Below are 22,483 nucleotides of genomic sequence, written 5' to 3'. Positions count from 1 at the left end.
TTTGCCCGAATTGTTTTCACACTGAAAGCAGTCCGTTTGTCCCTGCCATGGCTGATATCACCGAAACCCCTGTCGTCGATACCACCGCCGACATCATCGAAACCCATCCCCTCGTCGACAACGATGAGTTGCATGCCGGTGTGGCTGAGCGCCTGCGACATTCCCAAGAGTTCGGCAGTGCCCTGTGGGATGCCACCAAGGACTACCTGCAGAAGATGAACCTCACCGCTGAGGAGCGCAATCAGGTGGGTGATTGGTTGCACCAGAAAAAAGACAAGTTCCAGAGCAAGGTGGTTGAGCAGCTCCATAAGCTGCACAAAGTTGACGACAACAAGCTCTGAATCAACAGCTGCTGTTAGTGCTCAGCTTCTCCTTCAAACAGGGTGCTGAGTGGTTCGCTGGCGATTCCCTCCACTTCGCGTAGGTAGCGCGCCAACACGTCGCTTTGGCCATGGGTCACATACACCTGTTGTGCCTTGGATTCGCGCACGGTTTGCAGCAGACCGGGCCAATCGGCGTGATCACTCAGCACAAAGCCACGCTCGTAACCACGACGCCGGCGGGCTCCGCGCACGGCCATCCAGCCGGAGGCAAACCCTGTTTGCGGCGCCTTGAAGCGCTTCATCCAGGGGCTGCGGTGTGCCGAGGGGGGTGCCAGCACCAACCTCCCCGATAGGTCTGCCAGACGTGGCAACGAGCTCAATGCTTCGGTGGGCACCATTGCAATGCCCTCATCGCGATAGGCCTGGGTGATCGGCACCATGGCCCCATGCAGCAGCACCGTGTCGCTAACCCCGAGCTGATGCAGCTCAGCGAGTAGTCGTTGGGCTTTGCCGAAGGCGTAGCAGAACAGCAGCGATGCCCTCTCAGGTGCGTCGCGCCACCACTGCAGTAGATCAGCCGCCACTTGTCGGCCAGCTGGCCAGCGGTAGATCGGCAAGCCAAAGGTGGCTTCGCTGATTAACACATCAGTACTCACTACCGAGAAAGGATCACAACTGGGATCGCTGTCACGTTTGTAGTCGCCACTGACCAGCCAGGTTTCACCGCCGGCTTGCAGGCGGATTTGCGCTGAACCCAGCACATGGCCAGCGCTGTGAAATGACACTCGTGCATCACCAATGCGGTGCTCATCGCCGTAGTTCACGCAGTTGAGAGTGATCTGCTGCCCCAGTCGCTGACGCAACACAGCAGCGCTGCGACCAATCGCCCAGTACTCGCCACAACCAGCACGGGCATGGTCGGCGTGGGCATGGGTGATCAACGCCCGCGGTACTGGTCGCCAGGGATCAATCCAAGCGTTCGCGGCTTGGCAGAAGAGCCCTTCGGGGGTGTGCTCGATCAGCGGCTCAGCTCCAACATCCGCTCGATGGGCTTGAGCGCTCGTAAGCGCAGGTCTTCATCGAGTTCGATTGCTGGTTCGAGAGTTTCGAGACACTGCTCCAGCTTGTCGAGGGTGTTGAGCCGCATATGGGGGCAGGCATTGCAGCTGCAGCCGTCGAGCCCCGGCACGGCATAAAACTCTTTGTTGGGGACTGCCTTGCGCATCTGGTGCAGGATTCCCGGTTCGGTGAGCACGATGAAGCCGCTCGCCTCACTGGATTGGCTGTAATTCAGCAACATGCTTGTGGAGCCAATGAAATCGGCCAGGTCCAGCAGATGTTGTTCGCATTCGGGGTGGGCGATCACCGCCGCATCGGGGTGGGCCGCTTTCAAGCCAAGTAAGGCTTCTTCGCTGAAGGTTTCATGCACCATGCAGCTGCCAGGCCACAGCGTGAGCTCACGACCCGCCTGGCGGGAGACCCAGCGGCCCAGGTTTTGATCGGGAGCAAACAGGATCGGTTGATCGCTCGGCACCGACTGCACCATCGCCACGGCGTTGCTGCTGGTGCAGATCAGATCGCTTTGGGCTTTGATCGCTGCTGAGCAGTTGATGTAGCTGATCACCACGTGGTCTGGGTGTTCCGCCTTGAATTGCGCAAAGCCATCGGCCGGGCAGGCATCAGCAAGCGAGCAGCCGGCGTTGAGATCTGGCAGCACCACCGTTTTCTGCGGGCTGAGGATCTTGGCGGTCTCCGCCATGAAGTGCACCCCGCAAAACACGATCACCTCGGCATCGGTGTTGGCTGCTTTGCGGGAGAGTTCCAAGGAGTCACCGATGAAGTCGGCGATGTCTTGGATGGCGTCCTCTTGGTAGTAGTGCGCCAGGATCACGGCATGGCGTTGCTGCCGTAGCTGCGCAATACGTTCGACCTGATCCAGACGCGGAGCGGCGGATTGAGTGGCGGCAAACACGCGGGGAGTGGAGGGCGCAGTGCCCTAAGAGTAGAAACGCCTGCGCGCCGGACTGTGCTGCGACTTGCCATCGCTGGAGATCTCCACGGTCAGTGGGACCAAGGCGATGCCTCGTTGCTGACGATTTTGGCGCCCGATGCCCTTCTGGTGGTGGGGGATCTGGCCGATGGTGATGTGAGGTTGCCGCGCCTGCTGCGGGAGCTGGAGCTGCCGGTGGCTTGCGTTTTGGGTAACCACGACGCGGCCAAAGATGCCAGTGGCCGCACCCTGGCGCGGATGGAGCAAGCGCTTGGTGGCCTGCACTGCGGCTGGTCGCTCAAGCCGCTGGATCCAGTACCCCTCTCTGTGGTCGGTGGGCGGCCAGGCAGTGCTGGCGGTGGCTTTTATCTCTCTCCTGCGGTGAAGGCCCATTGGGGCGAGCTCAGCTTGTTTGAGTCGGCCCAGCGCATTAGTGCAGCAGCCCTTCAGGCACCAGCAGATCGTCCCTTGGTGCTGCTTGCCCATAGCGGTCCAACCGGGTTGGGGAGTGAAGCGGCTGATCTCTGCGGCCGTGATTGGAAACGTCCGGCCTGTGATTGGGGCGACCAAGACCTGCAAGAAGCGATCCGTTTGATCCGCAAGCAGAGGCCCCTGCCCTTGGTGATCTTTGGCCACATGCACCATCGCCTGCGGCATGGAGCCGGGCAACGCCGCACCGTGCAGCGGGACCGGCAGGGCACCGTCTATCTCAATGCCGCTTGTGTTCCGCGCCATGGCATCGATGCAAGCGGTAGGCCCTGGCGTCATTTCTCGTGGGTCGAACTGGATCACAACGGCGACGTCCAACTCGCGGCCCACCGTTGGTATGGCCTCGATGGCGAGCTCTTGGAGCAGCAGGTGTTGCTGGATTCCGGTGGGCTTGTTGCCCCCTGAGCTGCTGTGTCGTAACTAGCTCCATTCGACACATCCATATACGCCAATTCTCACAAGCAATTTGCATGTGTCGTAAGTAGGTGTCACGCTAGAGGCATCCACTTACGGCAATAGGCCCCATGGCGCTCGTTGGTTATGCGCGTTGCTCCACAACGCCCCAGGAGCTCGAGCATCAGCTCGAGGGCCTCAAGGCGGCTCTTGTGGATCAACTCTTTAGTGAGCACATCTCCGGTGCTGCACCCTTCAGCGAACGGGTGGAGCTGCAGCGGGCCATTGATGCCTGCCGGCCCGGGGATGTGCTTTTGATCCCCAAGCTCGATCGGCTGGGCAGAACCATGGAGGACTGCGTCAGCAGGGTCGCTGAACTGCTCGAGCGTGATGTGCACGTTCGAACCCTTGATGGGCGCGTCGATACGAAAGGCCTCGGGACCATGGCTAAGCCGGTGGTCGGGGTCCTAACGGCTGCTGTTCAGGTGGAGCGTGAGCTCTCGTTGGAGCGTTCCCGTGAGGGCATCCAAGCCGCCCGCAACAAGGGCGTGCCCTTTGGTCCCAAGCGCAAATACACCAACGAGCAGGCTGAGCATGTCCGCGACCTTCGCGCCCAGGGCAAGAGCTATGGCTCCATCAGCAAAGCCACTGGCCTGACGGTGAGCACGGTCCGCCGGATTCTGGGGGTGGTTTAGATGGAAGAGACCGAAGACTTTTTTCGGCCGGCCTGGATGGTGCCGCCGCCCCGGCAACACCGCTTGGCTTGGGTGCTGTGGCAGCGCGGCGATGTGTGGCGACTGTTGGCGAAAACTCTCACTGATGAGGATTTGGCTTGGGCGCAGCAGCATGGCGATGAGCCCTCCCTTTAGCCCTGTGCCCTAGCGCGATGTTGGTGGTGACTTGCATCAGTAGCCATGGCTTTGGCCATGGCGCCCGGGTAGCAGCCGTGCTGCAGGCTCTAGCGGCTCGCCAGCCGGCCTGCCGGTTTGTTCTCTCAACCGCATTGCCGGCGGCGTTCCTGCGGCGAACCTTTGTGGGTCTCAACTATGAACACCGCTCCTGCCAATGGGATGTGGGCGTGGTGCAAGCCGATGCCTTGGGCAGTGATCCCGAAGCCACGGTGCAGGCCTTGGAGCGTTTGGAGCAGCAGCTGCCTCAGCAAATCGAGGCCGAAGCCCGCTGGCTAGAGCACTGGCGCCAGGCCCATGAGCCCGTGGTGATCGTTGCCGATGTCCCCCCGGCCGCTGCCCGCCTAGCCGAGCGCTTGGGCTGGCCGTTGCTGTGGCATGGGAATTTCGGTTGGGATTCGATTTATGCCGACCTGGGTGGTCCATTGCAGGAGTGGGCTCAAAGCAGCCTGGCTGACTACCGCCGCGGTCAAACGCTGCTGCGCTGCCCCTTCGCCTTGCCGATGCCGTGGGATGTTCCGGTGCAACCCCTGGGGTTGGGCGCCAGCGAGCCCCGTTTTCAGCTTGAGTGCATTGCTGAGCGTCTCAATTGGCGCGGCCTGAGGCAGCGCTCGGCCCTGCTGTGCTTTGGCGGTTTGGGCTTGCCGCTAGAGCCAGCTCTGCTGCAGAGCTGGCCCGATTGGCAGTTTTTGGTTGTCAATGAAGCCTTGGCACAAGCCGCCAATGCCACCTGGCTTGCCGAGGACCTCCGCCCGGTGGATGTGATGCCCTTGTGTTCAGTTGTGATCACCAAGCCTGGTTACAGCACGTTTGCTGAAGCGCTTTCGCAGGACTGCGGCTTGGTCGTGGTGGAGCGCAGTGGATTTGCAGAGGCTGAAGTTCTGCAGAAAGGCTTGCAGCAACATGGTTTTCATCGGCTGCTGACTCGGCGCGCCTTTGAGCAAGGGCAGTGGTTGCTGGATCAGCCTTTGGCCCAGCCTCAGGGTCTACCTTTACCGACTGATGGGGCTGCTTCAGCGAGCGAATGGGTGTTCGCAGCGCTGTCGCAATCGCGCTGATACTGACAGCTTAATGCCGCTATTTTAGCTGCCAATTTGTTAGTCAAATGCTGCTGAATTGAGCCTTCAAGTTGTTGAGGTGTCCGACCAATTGGTGTCACGCAAGCGCTCGGGGACAATTTATTATCCGTCCGCAGGATAATCCCATCAGTCTCAATTCTGGGCATATTTGCGCCGATCGCTTCTCGTGGTTCGCCGCGAGCGCTCCCGTTAATTCCTTATCTGTGATGCTTCAGCACCCTCAAGCTTCCAGGTTGTTTGCTGCTGTTTTGCTGGCACCTGTAGCCGTGTTGCCGGCCACCCCTGTTCTGGCTGCTGGAGCCAAAGCTCAGCCCGCCGCTGAACCGGAAGCCAGCGAATTGGCACAGTTGCGTTTTCCCCGCCTGCGCATGCCGAGCGTGCCGCGCATGCCGAAGGTGTTTGCGATCACGCCTGAGCGCCGCGCACTGCTCAACACGATCCGCTACGCCGAAGGCACCTGGAAGGAAGGCGCTGACATCGGCTACCGCGTGATGTTTGGCGGTTCATTGATGAAAACCCTGAACCGCCATCCCGATCGGGTGAATTACACCAGCGGCTATGCCAGCGCCGCCGCTGGGGCCTATCAATTCATGCCAGCAACCTGGCGCATAGCTGTTCGGGCTCTGGACTTGGTGGGCTTTGGTCCCCATGCCCAAGATCAGGCCGCGCTGTATCTGATCAAGAAACGCGGCGCTATGCATTTGGCTGATCGCGGCGAGCTCAGCCCGCAGTTGGCTGCCAAGTTGGCACCTGAGTGGGCATCGTTCCCCACCCTGCGTGGCTACAGCTACTACGGCCAACCGGTTGTGAAATACGGCCGCCTCAAGCGTTTCTATGAGGCCAACCTGCAGAAGTTGCGTCAGATCCACCCACCTGTCGCGCTGATGGAAGAGCCCCAACAGGTTGAGGTGGCCCCTGAGCCCTGCAACGACGACAGTCTCGAGTGCATGCTCGCCAAGGTGAGCGAGGGCCTTTGATCTAGGGGTTGTCGCCTGCTTGGCTGTTGCGGCTGGTGAGATATTGAGCCAAGAGATAAGCGGCCACGCTGCTGCCAATGAAGCCGAGAATATTGCGGCTCAGTGGCAACCAATCAGCCGTGCGGGTTACCACCGGGCCGATGCCAAAGACGCCAAAGAGAATCACCCAAAGCGGTGAAAGCAGCAGCACCCAAGACCAGGCGATGGTTTGATCCGGTTCCCGTGGGAATGCAGCAATTCCCACGATCAATCCCCCCAAGATGGATGTCATCAAGGTGAGAATCCACTGCTCTTGGGGCAAACCAGGCACCACTTGGCAACCACCACGCTCCAAGCAAATTTCAACGGCTTCGAGGGCATCAAAAATGGCGCCGTCTTCGCCGTGGTCGCGCACATAAAACTGATTGCCAAAGCGGGTTTGTAGTTCCACCCAGTAGGTGCGCGGCATCAGCGCAAAGAGAGCGTCGCCCACGTTGAAGTTCAACAGGTTGCCGCCGCGGGGGTCGGCAATCAACAGCAGGCTGCGCTCATCCAGCTGCCAGAAATCGCGCACGGCCAGTCCTGGTGTTTGATCGAACTGGGTGAGTACGCGCAATTTCCAGCCCACCTTGGCTTCAACGCCATCGAGTTCTTGCTCCAGGTTTTTGCGCTGGCTGTCGGTGAGGATCCTGGCCAGATCAATCACAGGGGTGGGTTGATCCGGTAAGACCGAAGGGTCGTCGATGGCGAGGGCTGCCGATGGCTGCCAGAGGCACAACAGCAATGCGCAGATGGCAGACAGCAACCAGCGGGGCATAACCAACGGCATTGAGGTGGTGCATTCTCGTTGATGTCCAGCGGAGGTGTTGTGGTGGAACAGCAGCAGAGCTCCTGGCTGGTGCAGCGCCTTCAGGCCAGCGCTGGGCCGCAAAGCTTTGTGGCGGTGATGGATTGGCTGCTCAATGACCCTGCCTATGGGTATTACGGCAGTGGCCAGGTGCGCTTCGGCTCTGGCGGCGATTTTGTGACCGCTCCCTCTCAAGGCCCAGTATTTGCCGAATTGTTGGCCCGCCAGTTGCGGCCCTGCCTGGATGCCCTGGCCGCCGAGTCAGGACCTCTGACCTTGATTGAGTGGGGTCCTGGCGATGGTCAATTGATGCGCGATCTCATCGCTGGGATCGGCGTTGAATCTCCGGCTTGGTTGGATCGGCTCGAGCTGGTGTTAGTGGAGAGCAGTCCGGCGCTGCAGGCGCGTCAGCGGCAAACCTTGGCCGGCTCAGCGGTGCCTGTGCACTGGTGTTCCCCGCAGCAGCTGGCAGCGGAACCGCGCCGCGGATTGATCGTGGCCCATGAGCTTCTTGATGCCTTGCCAGTCCAGCGATTTGGCCTGCAGAACGGCAACTGGCATGAGTGGCTGGTGGGCCTCGATGGGCAGCAGCAGCCCTGCTGGCAGGTGGGCGCTGGCTTGGCTCCGGCGGTGCTGGAGCAGTTGGAGCAGCTGGGGTTGCCGCCCGGTGGCGGCGGGCGGCCTGATGGCTGGAGCAGTGAATGGTGCCCTGCGCTGGGCCCCTGGCTCGAGCAGGCACGGGCCTGTTTGCGCCAGGGATGGCTGCTAGCGATTGACTACGCCATGCCGGCATCGCGTTACTACGCCCCAAGCCGTGATGGGGGCACCTTGTTGGCCTGCCGCGAACAGCGCACTAGCACTGAGCTGTTGCGCGATCCCGGGCGTATGGACCTCACAGCCCATGTCTGCACAACCTTGGTTGAGCAGCTCGCTGCCGCTGCCGGTTGGCGCTGGCAAGGGGCTGCGCTGCAGGGAGAGGTGCTGCTGCAGTTGGGGCTGGCCCAGGAGATCACAGCCCTCTCCGAGCCAGGTCCATTGGCGTTGGCCGATCGCCTCAGTCGCCGTGAACAACTGCTGAGGTTGGTGGACCCGCATCTGTTGGGTGGGTTCTGGTGGTTGTTGCTGGAAAGCGATTCGGCGACGCCACCGCAGCGGCCTGCCTGTCCGCCGGCTTGGTGGCCCAGCTGATGGCTTCAATCAGAACAGGACTCAGCCTTTCGGGGGGCATCGAGTAGCTGCGCTACGCCATTGCCAAAGGACCAATCTTCTGGGTTGCTGGGTGTAATGCTGATGAACAGATCCTCAGGTCGAAAGCCAAGTCGAGCAAACTCGCCGGCAAGCAGCTTGTAGAAGCTGGTCTTCATCTCTGCACTCCTTGGCGAGGAGGTGATTTGCAACAGGATGGGTGGATGACTGGAACGCTCGATACCCCACATCGTTCTGTCGATTCGCATTCTTGATTGGGGACGCTCGCTGATGAGGTAGAAGCCACCGTTGTCAGGAATGCCCCAAGCTTTGACCAAGCAAGCATGGGTTGCCTGCTGGATCTGATCAATTTGAGTTTCGGACAGTCCCTGCCAGACATTGATAGTGACCAGGGGCATAACGCAATGGCGAGATCAGCGGAGTCTTGCGCAGGATCTTTGAAGCGTTGAAGGGGCGTATCCAACGATCAACCGGTGATCGCGCAGCGCGTTGCCAGGGGAGCCATGAATCCGATTGACGGATCCATCGGCAAGCTGCTTGGCCAGCGCTCTCCGTTGGAATGGATGGAGCCTGCCTTGTGATCCAAGGTCAGGCCTGGCGTTTTGCTGCGAACGAGCGGCAGCCACAGCAGCGGATAATCCTCCTTAGGGTTGATGTAGTTATGTAAAGCCCATGCCAGTCATGGCTCGATCCCTTGGACTTCTGCTCCTGCGCATTTGCGTGGGAAGCGTTTTGATCCACCACGGCTACGACAAGCTTGCTGATATCCAAGGCTTTGCTGAGTCGGTAGTTAAACCACTGCATCTGCCTTTCCCCGTTCTGCTCTCCTACGTCGCCGCCTATTCCGAAATCGTCGGTAGTTGGTTGATGATTTTCGGTCTTGGTGCTCGCTTGGGTGGCCTGGCCGTTGTGGGAACGATTTCAGTGGCGATCTATCACTCAATCGTCGTCACCGGTGGATTCAACATTTACGCGCTGGAGTTGTTGATCCTCTACTTCGGTGGCTCGGCGTGTGTGGCTCTCCTTGGGGCTGGTCGTTTCTCATTGGACTTTTTGATCATCCGCGCCATCGGCATGAGCTCTTCACCGCTGAAGGCTTTTGTGATGCGCCGTCCGCAGCTGGATGAACTCGAGGAGTTGGTTGGAATTCCGGTCACCACCAGCGATAAGTACTGAGCGGGTCATGGCCCAGATAGGGATGTTCGTTGATTGCTCCAATCGGCGCAGCATCCTGCCATTAGGTTCTCTTAATGCCTAATCCCTGTTGTCCTCCCGATCACCGGGATGCCATAGACGAGCGTTATGGCGCTGCTGCCCTTGAGCAGGAAACTTGCTTATGTGCTGCAGTCCCGTTTGATCCGGCTCTGTTAGCGGCCATTCCCAAGGACGTGGTCAGCCGTGATTACGGCTGCGGAGACCCCACCCGCTGGGTTCGCCCTGGCGATCGCGTGCTTGACCTAGGCAGTGGTAGCGGTAAAAACGCCTTCATCTGCAGTCAGCTGGTGGGCGCTGAGGGTTCGGTGCTCGGACTCGACCGCAATCCCAACATGCTGGAGCTGGCCAACAGCGCCTGCGGCTCTGTGGCGAGTCAAATTGGTTACGGGAATGTGTCGTTTCGGCGCGCTGAGATCGATCAGCTGGCTGAAGACCTCGACGGTCAGCCCTTGCTTGCCGATGGCTGCATCGATGTGGTGCTGAGCAACTGCGTATTGAATTTGGTGCAGCCGTCCCGGCGCGGCCAGCTGCTTCAGGAAATCAGGCGTGTCACGGCGCCTGGGGGGCGCCTGGCCATCAGCGACATCATTTGCGACAAGCCAGTGCCGTTGGAGTTGCAGCAGGATCCCGATCTGTGGAGCGGTTGCATCAGTGGCGCTTGGCTGGAATCCGAGTTCTGCGCAGCCTTCGAGCAGCTGGGATTCAGCAAGGTTGCGCTCGTTGATCGCCAAGAAGAACCTTGGCAAGTGCATGCCGGCATTGAGTTTCGCTCCGCAACCCTGACCGCCGAGCTGCCCTGCTGTTAGGCCTCAACGCCGCTGGTGGCTTTGAGCGCCGCTACGGCAGCCTCGAGATCCACGTCGTCGCGGATCACCACCTGGCCGATGGCGGTGGGCAGCACAAAACGGACGCGGCCGTTTTGCACTTTTTTATCGCGCAGGATGGCGGTTCGGATCGCTTCGGTGTTCAGCTCAGGGGCTTGCCACGGCAGGCCGCAGCGCTTCAGCAACGTCAACTGTCGCTGCTGCTCATCAGCGCTCCATAGCCCAAGCCGCTGGCTCAGCAGACCAGCGGCATGCATGCCGATGCCAACGGCTTCGCCGTGCAAGTAGGTGCCGTAACCCGTCAGGGTTTCCACCACATGGCCAAGGGTGTGGCCGTAATTGAGAATCGCCCGCAAGCTTCCTTCCCGCTCGTCATGGGCCACCACGCGCGCCTTGGCCGCTGCTGAACGGCGCAGGATCTGTTGCATCAAGGTTGAGCCAATGGCCTCGAGGCTGTCCAGCGGCCCGTGGGCCTCGAGGGCTTCAAACAGCACCGGATCGCCAATCACGCCGTACTTGATCACTTCGGCCATACCGGCGTGGACTTCGCGGATCGGCAGCGTGCCCAGGGTGGCGGAATCAATCATCACCAGCCTGGGCTGGTGAAAGGCGCCGATCAAGTTTTTGCCGCCGGGGTGGTTCACGCCGGTTTTGCCGCCAATGGCGGCATCCACCATCGCCAGCAAGGTGGTGGGCACCTGCACCACGGCGACACCCCGCAACCAAGTGGCGGCAGCAAAGCCGGTCATGTCACCCACCACACCGCCGCCGAGGGCCAGCATCAACGAGCTGCGCTCGAGCTGCATGGCGTAGGCCTTGTCATGGATCTGAGCCACGGTGGCCGGCGTTTTTTGCTCTTCCCCGGCTTCAATCACCAGCAGCTCGGCTTCGTAGCCAGCGGAGCTGAGCGATCCCATCACTGTGGCGCCGTAGTGCTCAGCCACCACTGGGTTCGACACCACCAAAATTTTGGTGCCCGCTCGGATGGCTTGCTGCTTGAGGCGCTCGCCCAGCTGTTGCAGTGAGCCCTGGCCAATCACAACGTCATAGGGGCGCTTCAGCTCCACCGTCACGGTTGTCATCGCGCCGCCGCTGTCCATCGACACCACAGAACCAGGGCTTCTGAATGTATGGCCTGTTTGGCTCACAATGCGCAGGCAGCGAACCGAAGGCATGCGCCGCTCCCTCTGGCTTCCTTGGCTTTTCGTGGCGCCAGCGATGGTGCTGGTGTGCCTCACCGTGCTGGTGCCGGCCCTGATGGCGCTGTTGATGAGCTTCACCCGCTCTGGCCTCGATGTCAGTGAGCCACTGCAGTTCATTGGCTTGGCCAACATCCAACGGTTGCTGGCTGATCCGATGTTTTTGCGGGTGCTTGGCACCACGGCGATCTACTTGGTGGGCGTGGTGCCACCGATCGTGTTGGGCGCCTTAGCCCTGGCGGTGCTGGTCAATCGCGCTTTGCCGGGGATGCATTGGTTCCGAGGCGCCTTCTACACCCCTGTGCTGGTGTCGATTGTGGTGGCCGCCATTGCTTTCCGCTGGCTCTATGCCGAAAACGGCTTGATCAATGGCTGGGGCCAAGCGCTATTTGGTGATGCCTTCACGCCGATTGGCTTTCTCACCGATCCTCTGCTCGCTTTGCCCTCGGTCATGCTGGTGACCCTCTGGAAAGGCCTTGGCTACTACATGGTCATCTTTTTGGCCGGGCTGCAGGGCATTCCCAAAGACCTCTATGAAGCCGCTGAACTTGATGGCAGCGTCGGCTGGAGGCAACACCTCGACATCACCTTGCCCCTGCTGCGCCCCTATGTGGCCTTGGTTGCGGTGATCTCGGCCATTGCCGCCACCAAGGTGTTTGAAGAGGTGTTTTTGATGACCCAGGGCGGACCCGCTGATTCCACCCGCACCGTTGTCTATTACGTCTACGACTTGGCCTTCCAGGAGCTGGAGATCAGCTATGCCTGCACAGCGGGTTTGGCCCTTTTTCTGGTGGTGCTGGTGCTTGGCCTGATTCAGCAAGGGCTGAAGACCGGTAGCGCCAACTAGATTGAGAGATTGATTTGAGCTGCCTGTGAAGCGGCCGGGCATCGTTGGAAGCGGCCAGCTGGCGGTGATGTTGGCGGAAGCTGCCGCTGCGATGGGATTGAACTTGGCCCTGCAGGCATCCAGTGCCAGCGATCCAGCTTGCAAGCTTGTTGATGAGGTGGTGATCGGCGCGGCGCCTGATGGCGCGGCGACAACTCAGTTGGCTGAGCATTGCGATGCGATTGGTTTTGAGAACGAGTGGGTTGATCTCAAGACCATTGCTCAGCTGGAGAAGCGTGGCTTGGAGTTTCAGCCTTCGGCGGCTGTTCTGCAGCAGTTGGTGGATAAACGCAGTCAGCACCTGCTGCTCGAGCGGCTGAACCTGCCTTGCCCGCGCTGGTGCGACCTGGCGGAGGTGGTGAGTGCTGGTGGTGCGTTGCCGGAGCACATGGAACTTCCCGCCATGGCCAAGGCGATGACAGGCGGTTACGACGGCCAGGGAACCGAACGGGTGCTGAACCGCGCATCGCTTGAAGCGTTGTTGATGCGTGTTGATCCGCGCTGCTGGATCCTCGAGGAACTGGTTCCGTTTGAGCATGAGCTGGCCGTGGTGGTGGCGCGCGATGCGGCCGGGCAGGTGGAACTGATGCCATTGGTGGAAACCCACCAACATCAGCAGGTCTGCGAGTGGGTGTTGGCACCAGCAGGCGTGAGCCATGCAGTGGAGGCCCGTGTCCGTTCGATTGCGGTGTCACTCGTCACAGCACTCGACTACGTCGGCGTGCTGGCGATCGAAATGTTCTTGGGGCCTCAAGGACTGTTGATTAATGAGCTGGCTCCGCGCACCCACAACTCCGGCCACTTTTCGATTGAGGCCTGCAGCACCAGTCAGTTCCAGCAGCAGCTGAGGTTGCTGAGCGGCGAACCGCCCGCAGCTGTGGAGTGGCTGGCCTCAGGGGCCTTCATGGTGAATCTGCTTGGCTTTGAAACGTCGGACTGTCCCTACAGCGATCGTCTGCAGCAGTTGGAGCGCCTGCCTGGGGCCCACGTGCACTGGTACGGCAAAGAGCAGTCGAGGCCAGGGCGGAAGTTGGGTCACATCACCTTCCTGCTGCAAGCCAAAGACCCTGGGTTGCGCCGTCGTGAAGCCATGGAACGTTTGCAAGAGGTGCGTGAGCACTGGCCTGCTCCTGGTCAAACCCCCTAAATTCGGTTCGGACTGCTGTGTTGGTGTTTGCCCTGCCAAGTGTTCTGATCTGACTCCCTTTTCGACTTGGGGGAGATGTCCCGGAAGTGACGTAGACCGGCCCAGTAGCTGGAAACGAAGCTCCGCTTTTCTCCCCCTTCTGGTTTATCCAGGTCGAACCTCAGGTCATCACGGCACGGCGGTCCACCCAATTGTTGTGGCAACGCGTCTCGGGGTTTGTCGGCTCCCACCGCTGAGTTGAACGCCTTGGTGATGGCTCAGCGCTGGCGATAAATCCACGCTGATTGGCTCGACAAGGCCCTGGTTGGAGAGGAGTTCCAACGCTTTTGCACCCCGCTGGAATGGGTGCTGATGCCTTCCAATGACACCCACCAGGGTTTTGTCTTGGCTTTCCAGCGCCGCGATGCGCTTGCTTTGAGCACTTTGTTGATTAAGGAGAACCAGAGCGGTCCGGTTGAAACGCTATGCATGGATGTCGTTGTCCTTGGCTCGCTCGATCAAATCCAAGACACGCTGCTGTGTTGTGCCATCGAGGTCGTCATACGACGTAGGGACTCGAAACGTTCGGCAACGAACTTCTGTTTCGATGGACCGGCAACGCCTGATTCCCCCGGTTTTCAGAACTGCTACAGCGCTTGAGAGGTTCTGATTGGGCAGGTGCCGTGTTGTCGATTCACCAAAACGGGGGATGCGGCTGGACCGCTGCTGTCCACACCCTGGAAGGAGATGTTGATCTCCTATGAACGCTCTGACTCGTTTGGTGATTGGCTCTGCCGCTGGCGGTTTGATCGGTGGAGCAGTATTTCTTGGCGTGGAGGCTGCCACGGCTCACAAAGCCTCCGCTGAATCGTTCCAGAACCGAGAAGCAACGGTGTTCATCAAGGACGATGCGCTGGCTAACAAGTTGGGCACACGCTTCCTCGAGGAATGCGAGGCCAGCCAACGCAGCGGTAGCGCCCACGTTGAGGTCACCTGTTGGGGCTCGTTTTGAGTGTTGGTGTGTGACTTGGTGTGGGCAAAGCAGGCGTGCATTGGATTTGGTCGTCAACAGCCTCTTACCGGGGGCCTGCCAAACCATCCCAACAGCAGCACACTGGCTGTATGAAAAGAATCCTCTTCTCTTTGCTTGCTCTTGGTTTGAGCAGCCCAGCGCTGGCCCAGGATCTCGACCAAACCGTGGAGCAGTTCCAGCAGCAAGCTGCAGAGCAGCGCGCCCAGCAGGAAACATGCATCGCTAGCTGGAATGAGGCTCAGTTCCAAGCGGCAGATCCGATCTTGGTGAACGAGCGTTTTCTGCTCAAAGATGGAACTGTGCAGGGTTTCAACTACGACCCAGAGATTGTGCGCAACAACGACGAGTGCCTCATCGGCGATGTGGTGTCGTTGATGGATCAGCAAAACACACCTGGTTGTATCACCCCTTCAACGGTTCTGATTCCTGGTTTGGATGATTGCCAGGCAACGATGTATCGCCTCGAGGTGGATGGTTTGGTGCTTTATACCAAGTCAAAATCTGATCAAGACAATTCCTTGACACGGAATTTGATCGGAGTTCGGCGCGTTGGCTACTGATCAACGCCCAGCGATGCTGACCTTGGGTTGATGAAGGTCTGACAACATTCATTGGCAGCCTGGTAGCTCAAGTGTTTGAGTGCCGCCAAAGGAAATTTTCCATGGCCTGGTGGACTGCTGTTTTTAAAGCGCGCGATGGCTCCACAGAAGAGCTAGAGGTGAGCACCACGACGACCCTGCAATACGAGGCTTGGAATAAGGTCACAACCATGTTTCCCAATAAAGAGCTGCTGCAACTGAAAAGTGGTGATGAGCTGCCGAAAACCCTTGAGGAGTGGAATGGACGCAGCTGAGCCCACCGTGTTGACTGGGGAGATGCCACTGCTTTTCCACGATGCGTTTTGTTGAGGCACTGCGCCGCTTCTGGAAAAAATTCCTGGCGAATCTCAAAACCAATCGGGCTCCCCTGGATCTCTTCGGATCGGGACAGCGGCCTTTGAAGTAGGAGCTGATCAGCCCCAAGATTGATTAAACCGGAGTAGATCCCGGCGAGCCGATGCGCATTGCTGTCAGTGGAGCCCATTCCCAGGGCAAAAGCACCTTTGTGCATGACTGGGTTGCCCGCCATCCGCAGTACGTGCGGGAAGAAGAGCCATTTCGAGCGCTGCATGCTGAGGGCTATGACATTCGCTTCCGTCAGGAATGTCATCGCTTCGATAATGGCTTGCAGATGTACTACAACATCAGCCGCGTTCACGCTTACAGCAACTCAAGTGATTGTGTGATTTTTGATCGTTGCCCCATCGATTACATCGCTTACTCCCAGTACACGGCTAACTACAAAACGACCGACATCGATGATGCATTCGTTGAGATGATGGTGCCTGCGGTGCGCCGCTCATTGGAGTCTCTCGACTGGCTTGTGTTCTTCCCGATCACGAACGAATGGCCAGTGGAGATGGAAAACGACGGGATTCGTCCGATTGATTTGCCCTATCGCGATGAGGTGGATGCCATCTTCAAGCAGATTTATCGCGATCAGCGTTGGGCCGTGTTGCCTGAGCAGGCAGCTCCAAGGGTGTTGGAGTTGTGGGGGTCCCGGGAGCAGCGCTTGGAACGCCTCGAGCAAGCCATTCAGCAGCAGGCCTAGGCCATGGACCCTGAAGTTCAGCGTTTGGTGATTGAGCAGCTGGTGGTGATTGGTTTGGTGGTGGGATTGTTTTGGTGGGCTTGGCTGCGATTGCTGGACTAACAACCGCCACGGGATTGCCGCGAATCCAAGGGCATTCGGTGGTTTAAGTCCTTCAGCGGTGCATCCAGCTATCGGAAGTTCATGGCCCAAGCCTCCCCCATTCCCCTGATGGGTATCGATCACGTTGTGATTCGGGTGCGTGATCTTGAGCCCATGCTGGCCTTCTATACCGAGGTTCTCGGCTGTGAAGTCGCCAAGCACAACGCTCCCCTCGATCTATGGCATTTGCGCGCTGGTAGCGCCTTGATTGATTTGGTGCCTGTCAACGGAGTTCTGGGCCGCAGCGGTGGTGCCAGCGGCGATACCAAGCCCCCGGCTGCCTCGGGCCGAAATGTTGACCATGTGGCCTTCAAGGTTCAGCCCTTTGATCCGCCGGCGCTGCTGAGCCATTTGCAAAGCCATGGCATCGATGCCAAAGCCACCTTGCAAAGCCGCTTTGGCACAGATGGGGATGGTCCGTCGATTCAGTTCACCGATCCGGAAGGCAATGGGATTGAACTCAAGGGTTATTGAGTAAGGCGTCGAGCCGCTGCTGCAAGGCGCTGCGCTCCAGGGGCGTGACAACGAACACCTCCTGTGCGCTGGTGCCGCGCCGAGCCACCACTTTGTGGCCCCCGCTAATGGGGGCTGAGATCCGCAGCTTGAGTCCTTGGCAGCGGCCTTTGACGCGGCTGATCACCGCCGGTGTCACCGTCACCACTTGGGGATCCTTGGCCAATTGCTTGAGCAGCGGGATCAATCCTTCGAGGTAGGTGCTGTGGGTGATCACCACCCGCCCCATGGCCTCAGGCCCGCTCCAGTGGGGCCATGGTCAGGCCCTCAGCGCCCAATTGCATGTGATACAGCTCGGCTTGCTCCTGCGGACCCACCCAGACCACGGCTTGGCCATCGCTATCGATCTGCTGAGCTAATGACCAGGCGCGGTCGGGATCCATGGCAGGGATGTACTTCACCAGGCAATCCACCACGTGCTGGAAGGTGTTCACCTCATCGTTGAGGACCACCACCTTGAAATTGGGATAGGGAGCCCGCTCCAGCAGGGTGCTGCCGGCTGTTTGGCGGCTGGGAGCTGAGCTGGTCAATGCTGAATTCCTACCAACTGCGCCATTCTGCGCAATCACCCCTCCAGCTTTCAGTACAGTCAGCACGTTTGATCGACCGTCCAGTGCTGATCTCCTTGGGTTGGGCTGCTTTGGCTGCCACGTTCACCTTCTCGATCGCCATGGTGGTCTGGGGCCGCAACGGCGACGGATCCATCAATTTCTGATCCCCATCTGATGTCCGTGGTTGAGCTGCCGGGGACAACCCTGCTGGCCACGGTGGCAGCGGCTTTGTTGCTGTTCGTTAGTGGTGGTGTGATCTACCTCTCAGCGGTGGAGTGGCGTGATCGCCGCCGCCGCAAGCGTGATTAATCGGCCATGCGCCGTTTGCTCGGATCCCTAGCGGCAGCTGCAGGGCCAGCCGCTTTGGCTGCGTTGCTATGGGCGACGGCGCCCCCATCGGCCAGCCCAGAGCTGACGCAGCTGCTTCCCATCAGCGACCTGATTCAGGCATTTCCTGTGCTGCCTCGGCCGCAGCCTCCAGCGCTGTGGCTGCAGCGTTTGCCGCAACCTTTGGCCGCAAAGCTCTGGCGCAACAAAGCGATCAGCTGGTTTCAGCTGTGGGGTGAACATGCCGGGGCTCCCCCCTATTTGATGTTGCGTGGGGGCGCAGAGCTCGATGGGATTCCCCACAGCCTGCGTTTGGGGAATTACCGCCTTGTTGCTGCCGATGCCCTCAGCCTCCAAAGCCTGCAGCAGGGGTTGGAGGGTCAAAACAGTTCTGAACTCCGCTGTGAAGCATTGGCTGGTTCACCACCGGCTCTGTTTTGGCAAGGCGAGGCCCTGGCCGGTTGGTTGGGGAGTTGGTCTCCTCTGGCTGAACCCCTGCGCTGGGGCTGCTTAACGCTGCGCGGGGATCGTTTCTGGGGACAGGTCAGCACCCGTCCAGCAGCCCTGCAAGCCGCTTTGCGGGCCCCGGCGAGACGTCCATCCAGCATCTTGCCGGACCCCATTGTTTTGCGGCTCCAGGGGCGCCGGATGGCGCCGCTCTTGCAGCCCTTGCTGGATGCCCTCAGCTGGCCTGCAGTGCTGCTGCCCCATCGCAGCTGGCTGCTGAATAGCCCATTTCAGTTGGAGCTTCGCCGCAACCCAGAGCAATCGCCCTATCGCGCCAGTCTCTGGCTTCGCTTGTGGCCCGCTGATCGCCACCGCTTGGATGTGGCGCGTTTGCAGCGGCAGCTAGAAACTCAGCAGGCGCCGGGATGGCCTATCAGCGCTGAGGGTCCGATCAGGCGCGTTCAGCAGCCTGATGGTCCTGTTCAAGCCGGATGGCGATGGTTCCCCAGCGGTGAATTGTTGGTGGTGTTGGGGGCTGATGTCCCGTTAGCCAGCCAGCCCCAACCACCATCTGGTGCTGTGTTGCGTGAGGGCTTGCAGCTCAGTGCCGCCCCTGCAGCCATGCAGCAGCTGCAGTTGCTGCCGGTAGGGCTACCTGCGTTGTGGGGCGGTCTGCAGCAACTGGATGCCGAGTGGCAGCCAGCGCATCAAAGCGGTGGCCCCGCTCAGCTGGCGGGCTCGCTCACTTGGCCTGTGGCAGCAGAAGCAGGTTCACCCTGACGCTGCTCGCGCTTGCGGCGTTCAGCAGCCACGGTTTCCTCGAGTAACTCCACGGCCTGCGACATCTTCTCCAGATTGCTGGCATAGAGGCCCATGTCTTTCTGCAGTTTGTCTTTCTGCAATCCCATGCTGTGCCCCAATTGGTGCGCCCGCTCTTGCAAGGCTTGGGGATCTTGGTCATCGCCACCGCTGAGGTCTTGCAGCAGCCCCATCAGCCCAACGGCATGCAGGCGTGAGTAGTGGAAATCGCTGCGGCCTGCCTGCTGTAAGACGTGCTTGAGCACATCCGGTGCTCCTTGGCCCTGCTGCTCGATCCAGGATTTGATTTCGGCTTCGCCATGGGGAACCAGATGCTCCCTGAGCTGCTTGGCGTCTTTGCGTAGTTGATCCGCCTTTAGGCCAGCTCCAGAGCAGATCGCCGCAAACAGCTCCTTCTGACGTTCAGCAGGTTTGAACCCCTGCATCAGGTTGTCGAACACCTGGGTGAGCCCCATCGCAAACAGCGAATCGGCCTGGAAGCCGGCCTGCCCAGCGAGCAGGTGCAACTCCACCAACAATTCATCCACCACCCGCCGGTAGAGACCGGGGATGACATGGGGGTAGGCGGCGTAAAAACGGCGCTTGCTGTCGGCAACGGTTTGCGGGTTGCTCAAGACCATGCTCTGCAGGACTGAGACCTTAGCGCTCAGAGTCCTGGTTTTCGTCGGTAAGATCGCCCTATCTGACCTGATGTCCCCATGATTCCCATCGTGATCGAGGAGTCCGGACGGGGCGAAAGGGCGTTTGACATTTACTCCCGCCTGTTGCGTGAGCGGATCATCTTCATGGGTGAACCGGTGACCGCCGAATCGGCCAACCGGATCGTTGCTCAATTGCTGTTCCTCGAGGCAGAAGATCCTGACAAGGACATCTTCCTGTACATCAATTCACCCGGTGGTTCCGTCTATGACGGCCTTGGCATTTTCGACACCATGCAACACGTCAAACCCGACGTGCAGACGGTGTGTGTTGGCTTGGCCGCCAGCATGGGTGCTTTCTTGCTCGCCGCCGGCGCTCCTGGCAAGCGCAGCAGCCTGCAGCACTCGCGGATCATGATTCATCAGCCCTTGGGCGGTGCCCAGGGTCAGGCCAGCGATATCCGCATTCAGGCCGATGAAATCTTGTTTTTGAAAAAGCGCCTCAATGAGGAACTGGCCCAACGCACCGGCCAGCCCCTCGATCGGATTCAAAAAGACACCGACCGCGACTTTTTCATGTCTCCCGCTGAGGCGGCTGAGTATGGCCTGATCGACAAGGTGATCGATCAACGACCGATTCACGCGATTTAAAACCGTTCAAACAGGACTACAAATCCAGTAACTCACCTCGGCTTTCTTTGAGATCCTTCCAAATTTGGCGGATCTCACTGAAAGCTTTTTCTTGGCTGATTTTTCCGTTGCCTTGCAAGGCAACGATCAAGCCGACTCGCTCAGCAAATTGTTCCAGATTTTGGTGGAACATCAGCCGTTGAGGGGACCAATCATCCCCTCGATAACCCGTATGACTTTCCATCGGCGAGTGGGTACCCACTTCGCCTGATGGAATTGGCCCCTCAAACTCTCCGTCCTGATCGCTCAGCTTCGGCACGGGGTGTAATGGCTAATCGGCAGTCTTCCTACTATGTCCCCGCTTAGCTATTGACAGGTAAAAGAGGGCTGAAACGATCCTTTTCAGGGATGCTCGCGAACTCAGCAACAACATCTCTGAAGTCATCGCCATCAAGGGTTTCCTTCTCGATCAGCAGATCCACCAAGCGATCCATGCAGTCGCGTTGATCGGCAAGCAGGTCAACGGTTTCCTTGTAGCAGCGCTCAACGATGGAGCGAACTTGCTCGTCGATTTGATTGGTGATCGAGTCTGAGACGTCGCTGCGGGTCATCAGGTCACGGCCCAAGAACACCTCCTGGTTACCAGCCTCGAGGGAGAGAGGACCCAAGTCACTCATGCCAAAGCGGGTCACCATTTGCCGGGCCATGCTGGCCACCTGTTGGATATCGCCACCGGCACCGGTGGTGACTTCAGCGTGGCCAAAGACAATGTCTTCAGCAGCGCGGCCGCCGAGAGCGCCCATGATCCGGGCACGCAGTTGGGCGCGGCTCACCAGCATTTGCTCTTCATCAGGAGCAAACCAGGTCAAACCCTGGGCCTGACCGCGAGGAATCAGGGTCACCTTCTGCACGGGATCGTGATCCTTGACCAGGGTTCCCACCAAGGCATGGCCCACTTCGTGATAAGCGATCAAACGCTTGCTGCGGCCATCGGTCAGAGGTTGCCCCTCCATGCCAGCAATCACGCGATCAACGGCATCGTCGATTTCGGCCAACGTGGTGGCTTCCTTGCGGCGGCGTGCCGTCAAAATGGCGGCTTCGTTGAGCAGGTTGGCGAGATCAGCTCCTGTGAAACCAGGGGTGCGTCGAGCGATCACCTCAAGGCTGACGTCTTCGGCCAGCTTTTTGTTGCGGGAGTGCACTTCCAAGATGGAGAGGCGGCCCTTGATGTCGGGTGCATCCACCGTCACCTGACGGTCAAAGCGGCCGGGGCGCATCAGCGCTGAATCGAGCACATCGGGGCGGTTTGTGGCCGCCAGCAGGATGATGCCGCTGTTGCCTTCAAAGCCGTCCATCTCGGTGAGCAGCTGGTTGAGGGTCTGCTCGCGTTCGTCGTTACCACCACCAACACCGGCACCGCGTTGACGGCCAACGGCGTCGATCTCGTCGATGAAGATCAAGCAGGGAGCGTTCTCTTTGGCGCGCTTGAACAGGTCGCGAACGCGGCTGGCGCCAACGCCCACAAACATCTCGACGAATTCCGAACCGGAGAGGGAGAAGAACGGCACACCGGCTTCACCGGCAATGGCCTTAGCCAGCAGTGTTTTACCGGTTCCGGGAGGGCCCACCAACAGCACACCGCGGGGGATGGTGGCGCCCAGTGCAGAGAAACGCTCAGGCTGCTTCAGGAAGGTGACCACCTCTTCGAGGTCTTGCTTGGCCTCTTCCACACCAGCCACGTCGTCAAACATGACGCCGGTTTCCGCTTCCATGGCAAAGCGGGCCTTGCTCTTGCCGAATTGCATGGCCTGACCAGGGCCACCGGGCATGTTGTTGGAGCGGCGTGCCAAGAAGATCAGGGCGCCGATCAGCAGCAGCGGGAAAGCCAGATTGCCCAGGATCCCGAGAGCCGGTGGGGTGGTGCGGGGAGGATGCACATCGAAGCTGATGCCTTGCTCTTCGATCTGGCTGATCAGTTCAGGGGCAAGACCAGGCAGGTCAACGCGCAGGCGCTGGACGCGGTTATCGATATAAGGGTCAACCGCCTCGACAACTGCAGTGCGGCCACCGTCGTACACATCAACAGCGGTGATGCGGCCGGCCTCGAGGTAGTCGAGGAAACGGCCGTAAGCCACGCGCGCCACGGCGCTGTTGCGCGGAGCTTCGGTGGGGCCATTGGCCGCCTGCATTGGGCCGCCGCTGCGAACCACTTGCAAACCAAAGAAGACAACCAGGGCGATGGGCAGGGCCCAAAGCGCAATCAGTCGCCAGCGGTTGTTCATAGGAAGCGCCC

The 22,483-nt window shown here is 59.7% G+C and carries 31 protein-coding genes and 1 other RNA gene; 22 read left to right on the top strand and 10 right to left on the bottom strand.

Going from position 1 to position 22,483, the window contains the following annotated elements; translation table 11 throughout:
* Positions 1–47 precede the first annotated feature (47 nt).
* Positions 48–341, top strand: coding sequence for a hypothetical protein (locus tag SynMINOS11_RS07250; protein WP_011935849.1), 294 nt, complete (start codon positions 48–50; stop codon positions 339–341).
* A 14-nt stretch (positions 342–355) separates the two neighbouring features.
* Here the strand turns inward: SynMINOS11_RS07250 and SynMINOS11_RS07245 are convergent, their stop codons facing one another.
* Both SynMINOS11_RS07245 and nadA read right to left on the bottom strand, forming a co-directional pair.
* Positions 356–1,345, bottom strand: a complete 990-nt coding sequence (locus tag SynMINOS11_RS07245; protein ID WP_186550769.1) for a ligase-associated DNA damage response exonuclease — start codon at positions 1,343–1,345, stop codon at positions 356–358.
* On the bottom strand, positions 1,342–2,295 hold the full coding sequence (nadA, locus tag SynMINOS11_RS07240) for a quinolinate synthase NadA (RefSeq protein WP_186547598.1): 954 nt from the start codon (positions 2,293–2,295) through the stop codon (positions 1,342–1,344). The genes SynMINOS11_RS07245 and nadA overlap by 4 nt, the downstream gene beginning before the upstream one ends.
* A 57-nt stretch (positions 2,296–2,352) precedes the next feature.
* On the opposite strand from nadA, the gene SynMINOS11_RS07235 reads away from it, so the two are divergent.
* The 5 genes from SynMINOS11_RS07235 to SynMINOS11_RS07215 all read left to right on the top strand — a co-directional run bounded on the left by SynMINOS11_RS07235 (position 2,353) and on the right by SynMINOS11_RS07215 (position 6,159).
* Positions 2,353–3,207, top strand: a complete 855-nt coding sequence (locus tag SynMINOS11_RS07235; protein ID WP_186550767.1) for a TIGR04168 family protein — start codon at positions 2,353–2,355, stop codon at positions 3,205–3,207.
* Between the two features lie 119 nt (positions 3,208–3,326).
* Positions 3,327–3,890, top strand: a complete 564-nt coding sequence (locus SynMINOS11_RS07230; protein ID WP_011935845.1) for a recombinase family protein — start codon at positions 3,327–3,329, stop codon at positions 3,888–3,890.
* A complete protein-coding gene (locus SynMINOS11_RS07225) occupies positions 3,891–4,064 on the top strand; it encodes a hypothetical protein (RefSeq protein ID WP_011935844.1) in 174 nt (57 codons plus the stop codon).
* A 17-nt stretch (positions 4,065–4,081) separates the two neighbouring features.
* Positions 4,082–5,161 carry a hypothetical protein gene (locus tag SynMINOS11_RS07220; RefSeq protein ID WP_186547596.1) on the top strand — a complete coding sequence of 360 codons (1,080 nt, stop codon included), beginning with the start codon at positions 4,082–4,084 and terminating at the stop codon, positions 5,159–5,161.
* 224 nt (positions 5,162–5,385) lie between these two features.
* The gene (locus SynMINOS11_RS07215; RefSeq protein WP_186547594.1) at positions 5,386–6,159 is read left to right on the top strand and encodes a glycoside hydrolase family 24 protein; all 774 of its coding nucleotides are present in this window, start codon (positions 5,386–5,388) and stop codon (positions 6,157–6,159) included.
* A 1-nt stretch (position 6,160) separates the two neighbouring features.
* On the opposite strand, the gene SynMINOS11_RS07210 is transcribed toward SynMINOS11_RS07215, so the two are convergent.
* Positions 6,161–6,955 (bottom strand): TPM domain-containing protein, encoded by a 795-nt coding sequence (locus tag SynMINOS11_RS07210; protein WP_186547592.1) that lies wholly within the window; start codon positions 6,953–6,955, stop codon positions 6,161–6,163.
* Between the two features lie 33 nt (positions 6,956–6,988).
* Here SynMINOS11_RS07210 and SynMINOS11_RS07205 point away from each other — a divergent pair, with 33 nt between their 5' ends.
* Positions 6,989–8,173 (top strand): class I SAM-dependent methyltransferase, encoded by a 1,185-nt coding sequence (locus tag SynMINOS11_RS07205; RefSeq protein ID WP_186547590.1) that lies wholly within the window; start codon positions 6,989–6,991, stop codon positions 8,171–8,173.
* 5 nt (positions 8,174–8,178) lie between these two features.
* Here the strand turns inward: SynMINOS11_RS07205 and SynMINOS11_RS07200 are convergent, their stop codons facing one another.
* The gene (locus SynMINOS11_RS07200) at positions 8,179–8,589 is read right to left on the bottom strand and encodes a tautomerase family protein (RefSeq protein WP_186547588.1); all 411 of its coding nucleotides are present in this window, start codon (positions 8,587–8,589) and stop codon (positions 8,179–8,181) included.
* Positions 8,590–8,872: 283 nt separating this feature from the next.
* Between SynMINOS11_RS07200 and SynMINOS11_RS07195 the strand changes: the two genes are divergently transcribed.
* Positions 8,873–9,367: a DoxX family protein gene (locus tag SynMINOS11_RS07195; RefSeq protein ID WP_186547586.1), complete on the top strand. Its 495-nt coding sequence runs from the start codon at positions 8,873–8,875 to the stop codon at positions 9,365–9,367.
* Positions 9,368–9,441: 74 nt separating this feature from the next.
* Positions 9,442–10,212 (top strand): methyltransferase domain-containing protein, encoded by a 771-nt coding sequence (locus SynMINOS11_RS07190; RefSeq protein WP_186547584.1) that lies wholly within the window; start codon positions 9,442–9,444, stop codon positions 10,210–10,212.
* Here the strand turns inward: SynMINOS11_RS07190 and aroB are convergent.
* The gene (gene aroB / locus SynMINOS11_RS07185) at positions 10,209–11,312 is read right to left on the bottom strand and encodes a 3-dehydroquinate synthase (protein ID WP_186550765.1); all 1,104 of its coding nucleotides are present in this window, start codon (positions 11,310–11,312) and stop codon (positions 10,209–10,211) included. The genes SynMINOS11_RS07190 and aroB overlap by 4 nt on opposite strands.
* A 67-nt stretch (positions 11,313–11,379) precedes the next feature.
* Between aroB and SynMINOS11_RS07180 the strand changes: the two genes are divergently transcribed.
* From SynMINOS11_RS07180 to SynMINOS11_RS07140, 9 genes are all read left to right on the top strand, one after another.
* On the top strand, positions 11,380–12,276 hold the full coding sequence (locus tag SynMINOS11_RS07180) for a carbohydrate ABC transporter permease (RefSeq protein ID WP_011935835.1): 897 nt from the start codon (positions 11,380–11,382) through the stop codon (positions 12,274–12,276).
* A gap of 25 nt (positions 12,277–12,301) precedes the next feature.
* Positions 12,302–13,462 carry a 5-(carboxyamino)imidazole ribonucleotide synthase gene (locus tag SynMINOS11_RS07175; RefSeq protein ID WP_186547582.1) on the top strand — a complete coding sequence of 387 codons (1,161 nt, stop codon included), beginning with the start codon at positions 12,302–12,304 and terminating at the stop codon, positions 13,460–13,462.
* Between the two features lie 6 nt (positions 13,463–13,468).
* Positions 13,469–13,651, top strand: a non-coding RNA gene (gene ssrS / locus SynMINOS11_RS07170) — 6S RNA.
* Between the two features lie 156 nt (positions 13,652–13,807).
* On the top strand, positions 13,808–14,101 hold the full coding sequence (locus SynMINOS11_RS07165) for a hypothetical protein (protein ID WP_186547580.1): 294 nt from the start codon (positions 13,808–13,810) through the stop codon (positions 14,099–14,101).
* 100 nt (positions 14,102–14,201) lie between these two features.
* On the top strand, positions 14,202–14,453 hold the full coding sequence (locus SynMINOS11_RS07160) for a hypothetical protein (protein ID WP_186547578.1): 252 nt from the start codon (positions 14,202–14,204) through the stop codon (positions 14,451–14,453).
* A gap of 146 nt (positions 14,454–14,599) precedes the next feature.
* Positions 14,600–15,034 carry a hypothetical protein gene (locus SynMINOS11_RS07155; protein ID WP_186547576.1) on the top strand — a complete coding sequence of 145 codons (435 nt, stop codon included), beginning with the start codon at positions 14,600–14,602 and terminating at the stop codon, positions 15,032–15,034.
* Positions 15,035–15,135: 101 nt separating this feature from the next.
* Entirely contained in the window at positions 15,136–15,327 is a 192-nt protein-coding gene (locus SynMINOS11_RS07150) for a hypothetical protein (RefSeq protein WP_043736971.1), read from the top strand.
* Between the two features lie 203 nt (positions 15,328–15,530).
* Entirely contained in the window at positions 15,531–16,124 is a 594-nt protein-coding gene (locus tag SynMINOS11_RS07145) for an AAA family ATPase (RefSeq protein ID WP_011935828.1), read from the top strand.
* Between the two features lie 183 nt (positions 16,125–16,307).
* Positions 16,308–16,739, top strand: a complete 432-nt coding sequence (locus SynMINOS11_RS07140; RefSeq protein ID WP_186547574.1) for a VOC family protein — start codon at positions 16,308–16,310, stop codon at positions 16,737–16,739.
* Here SynMINOS11_RS07140 and SynMINOS11_RS07135 read toward each other — a convergent pair.
* Both SynMINOS11_RS07135 and clpS read right to left on the bottom strand, forming a co-directional pair.
* Positions 16,726–17,007 (bottom strand): DUF2103 domain-containing protein, encoded by a 282-nt coding sequence (locus SynMINOS11_RS07135; RefSeq protein ID WP_011935826.1) that lies wholly within the window; start codon positions 17,005–17,007, stop codon positions 16,726–16,728. The two genes, SynMINOS11_RS07140 and SynMINOS11_RS07135, sit on opposite strands and share 14 nt — an antisense overlap.
* A 4-nt stretch (positions 17,008–17,011) precedes the next feature.
* Complete coding sequence (gene clpS / locus SynMINOS11_RS07130) at positions 17,012–17,308, bottom strand: ATP-dependent Clp protease adapter ClpS (RefSeq protein ID WP_011935825.1); 297 nt, start codon at positions 17,306–17,308, stop codon at positions 17,012–17,014.
* A gap of 83 nt (positions 17,309–17,391) precedes the next feature.
* Between clpS and petN the strand changes: the two genes are divergently transcribed.
* From petN to SynMINOS11_RS07120, 3 genes are read left to right on the top strand one after another with little or no spacing between them, the layout of a single operon-like run.
* Complete coding sequence (petN, locus tag SynMINOS11_RS07125; RefSeq protein WP_011935824.1) at positions 17,392–17,493, top strand: cytochrome b6-f complex subunit PetN; 102 nt, start codon at positions 17,392–17,394, stop codon at positions 17,491–17,493.
* A 10-nt stretch (positions 17,494–17,503) separates the two neighbouring features.
* On the top strand, positions 17,504–17,638 hold the full coding sequence (locus SynMINOS11_RS12955) for a hypothetical protein (RefSeq protein ID WP_255445338.1): 135 nt from the start codon (positions 17,504–17,506) through the stop codon (positions 17,636–17,638).
* A 6-nt stretch (positions 17,639–17,644) separates the two neighbouring features.
* Positions 17,645–18,883, top strand: coding sequence for a hypothetical protein (locus tag SynMINOS11_RS07120; RefSeq protein ID WP_186547572.1), 1,239 nt, complete (start codon positions 17,645–17,647; stop codon positions 18,881–18,883).
* Here the strand turns inward: SynMINOS11_RS07120 and psb29 are convergent.
* Positions 18,829–19,542, bottom strand: coding sequence for a photosystem II biogenesis protein Psp29 (psb29, locus tag SynMINOS11_RS07115; RefSeq protein ID WP_011935822.1), 714 nt, complete (start codon positions 19,540–19,542; stop codon positions 18,829–18,831). The genes SynMINOS11_RS07120 and psb29 overlap by 55 nt on opposite strands.
* A gap of 78 nt (positions 19,543–19,620) precedes the next feature.
* Here psb29 and clpP point away from each other — a divergent pair, with 78 nt between their 5' ends.
* A complete protein-coding gene (clpP, locus tag SynMINOS11_RS07110; RefSeq protein ID WP_011935821.1) occupies positions 19,621–20,211 on the top strand; it encodes an ATP-dependent Clp endopeptidase proteolytic subunit ClpP in 591 nt (196 codons plus the stop codon).
* 16 nt (positions 20,212–20,227) lie between these two features.
* Here clpP and SynMINOS11_RS07105 read toward each other — a convergent pair whose 3' ends face one another.
* Together SynMINOS11_RS07105 and ftsH are read right to left on the bottom strand one after the other, a co-directional pair.
* A complete protein-coding gene (locus SynMINOS11_RS07105) occupies positions 20,228–20,509 on the bottom strand; it encodes a DUF7219 family protein (protein ID WP_255445337.1) in 282 nt (93 codons plus the stop codon).
* Positions 20,510–20,552: 43 nt separating this feature from the next.
* A complete protein-coding gene (gene ftsH / locus SynMINOS11_RS07100; RefSeq protein ID WP_011935819.1) occupies positions 20,553–22,472 on the bottom strand; it encodes an ATP-dependent zinc metalloprotease FtsH in 1,920 nt (639 codons plus the stop codon).
* Between the last annotated feature and the right edge of the window lie 11 nt (positions 22,473–22,483).

Source organism: Synechococcus sp. Minos11 (assembly GCF_014279855.1).
Taxonomy (GTDB): Bacteria; Cyanobacteriota; Cyanobacteriia; order PCC-6307; family Cyanobiaceae; genus RCC307.
Note: the sequence above shows the minus strand (reverse complement) of the source record. Positions and strands in the feature narration are given on the sequence as shown.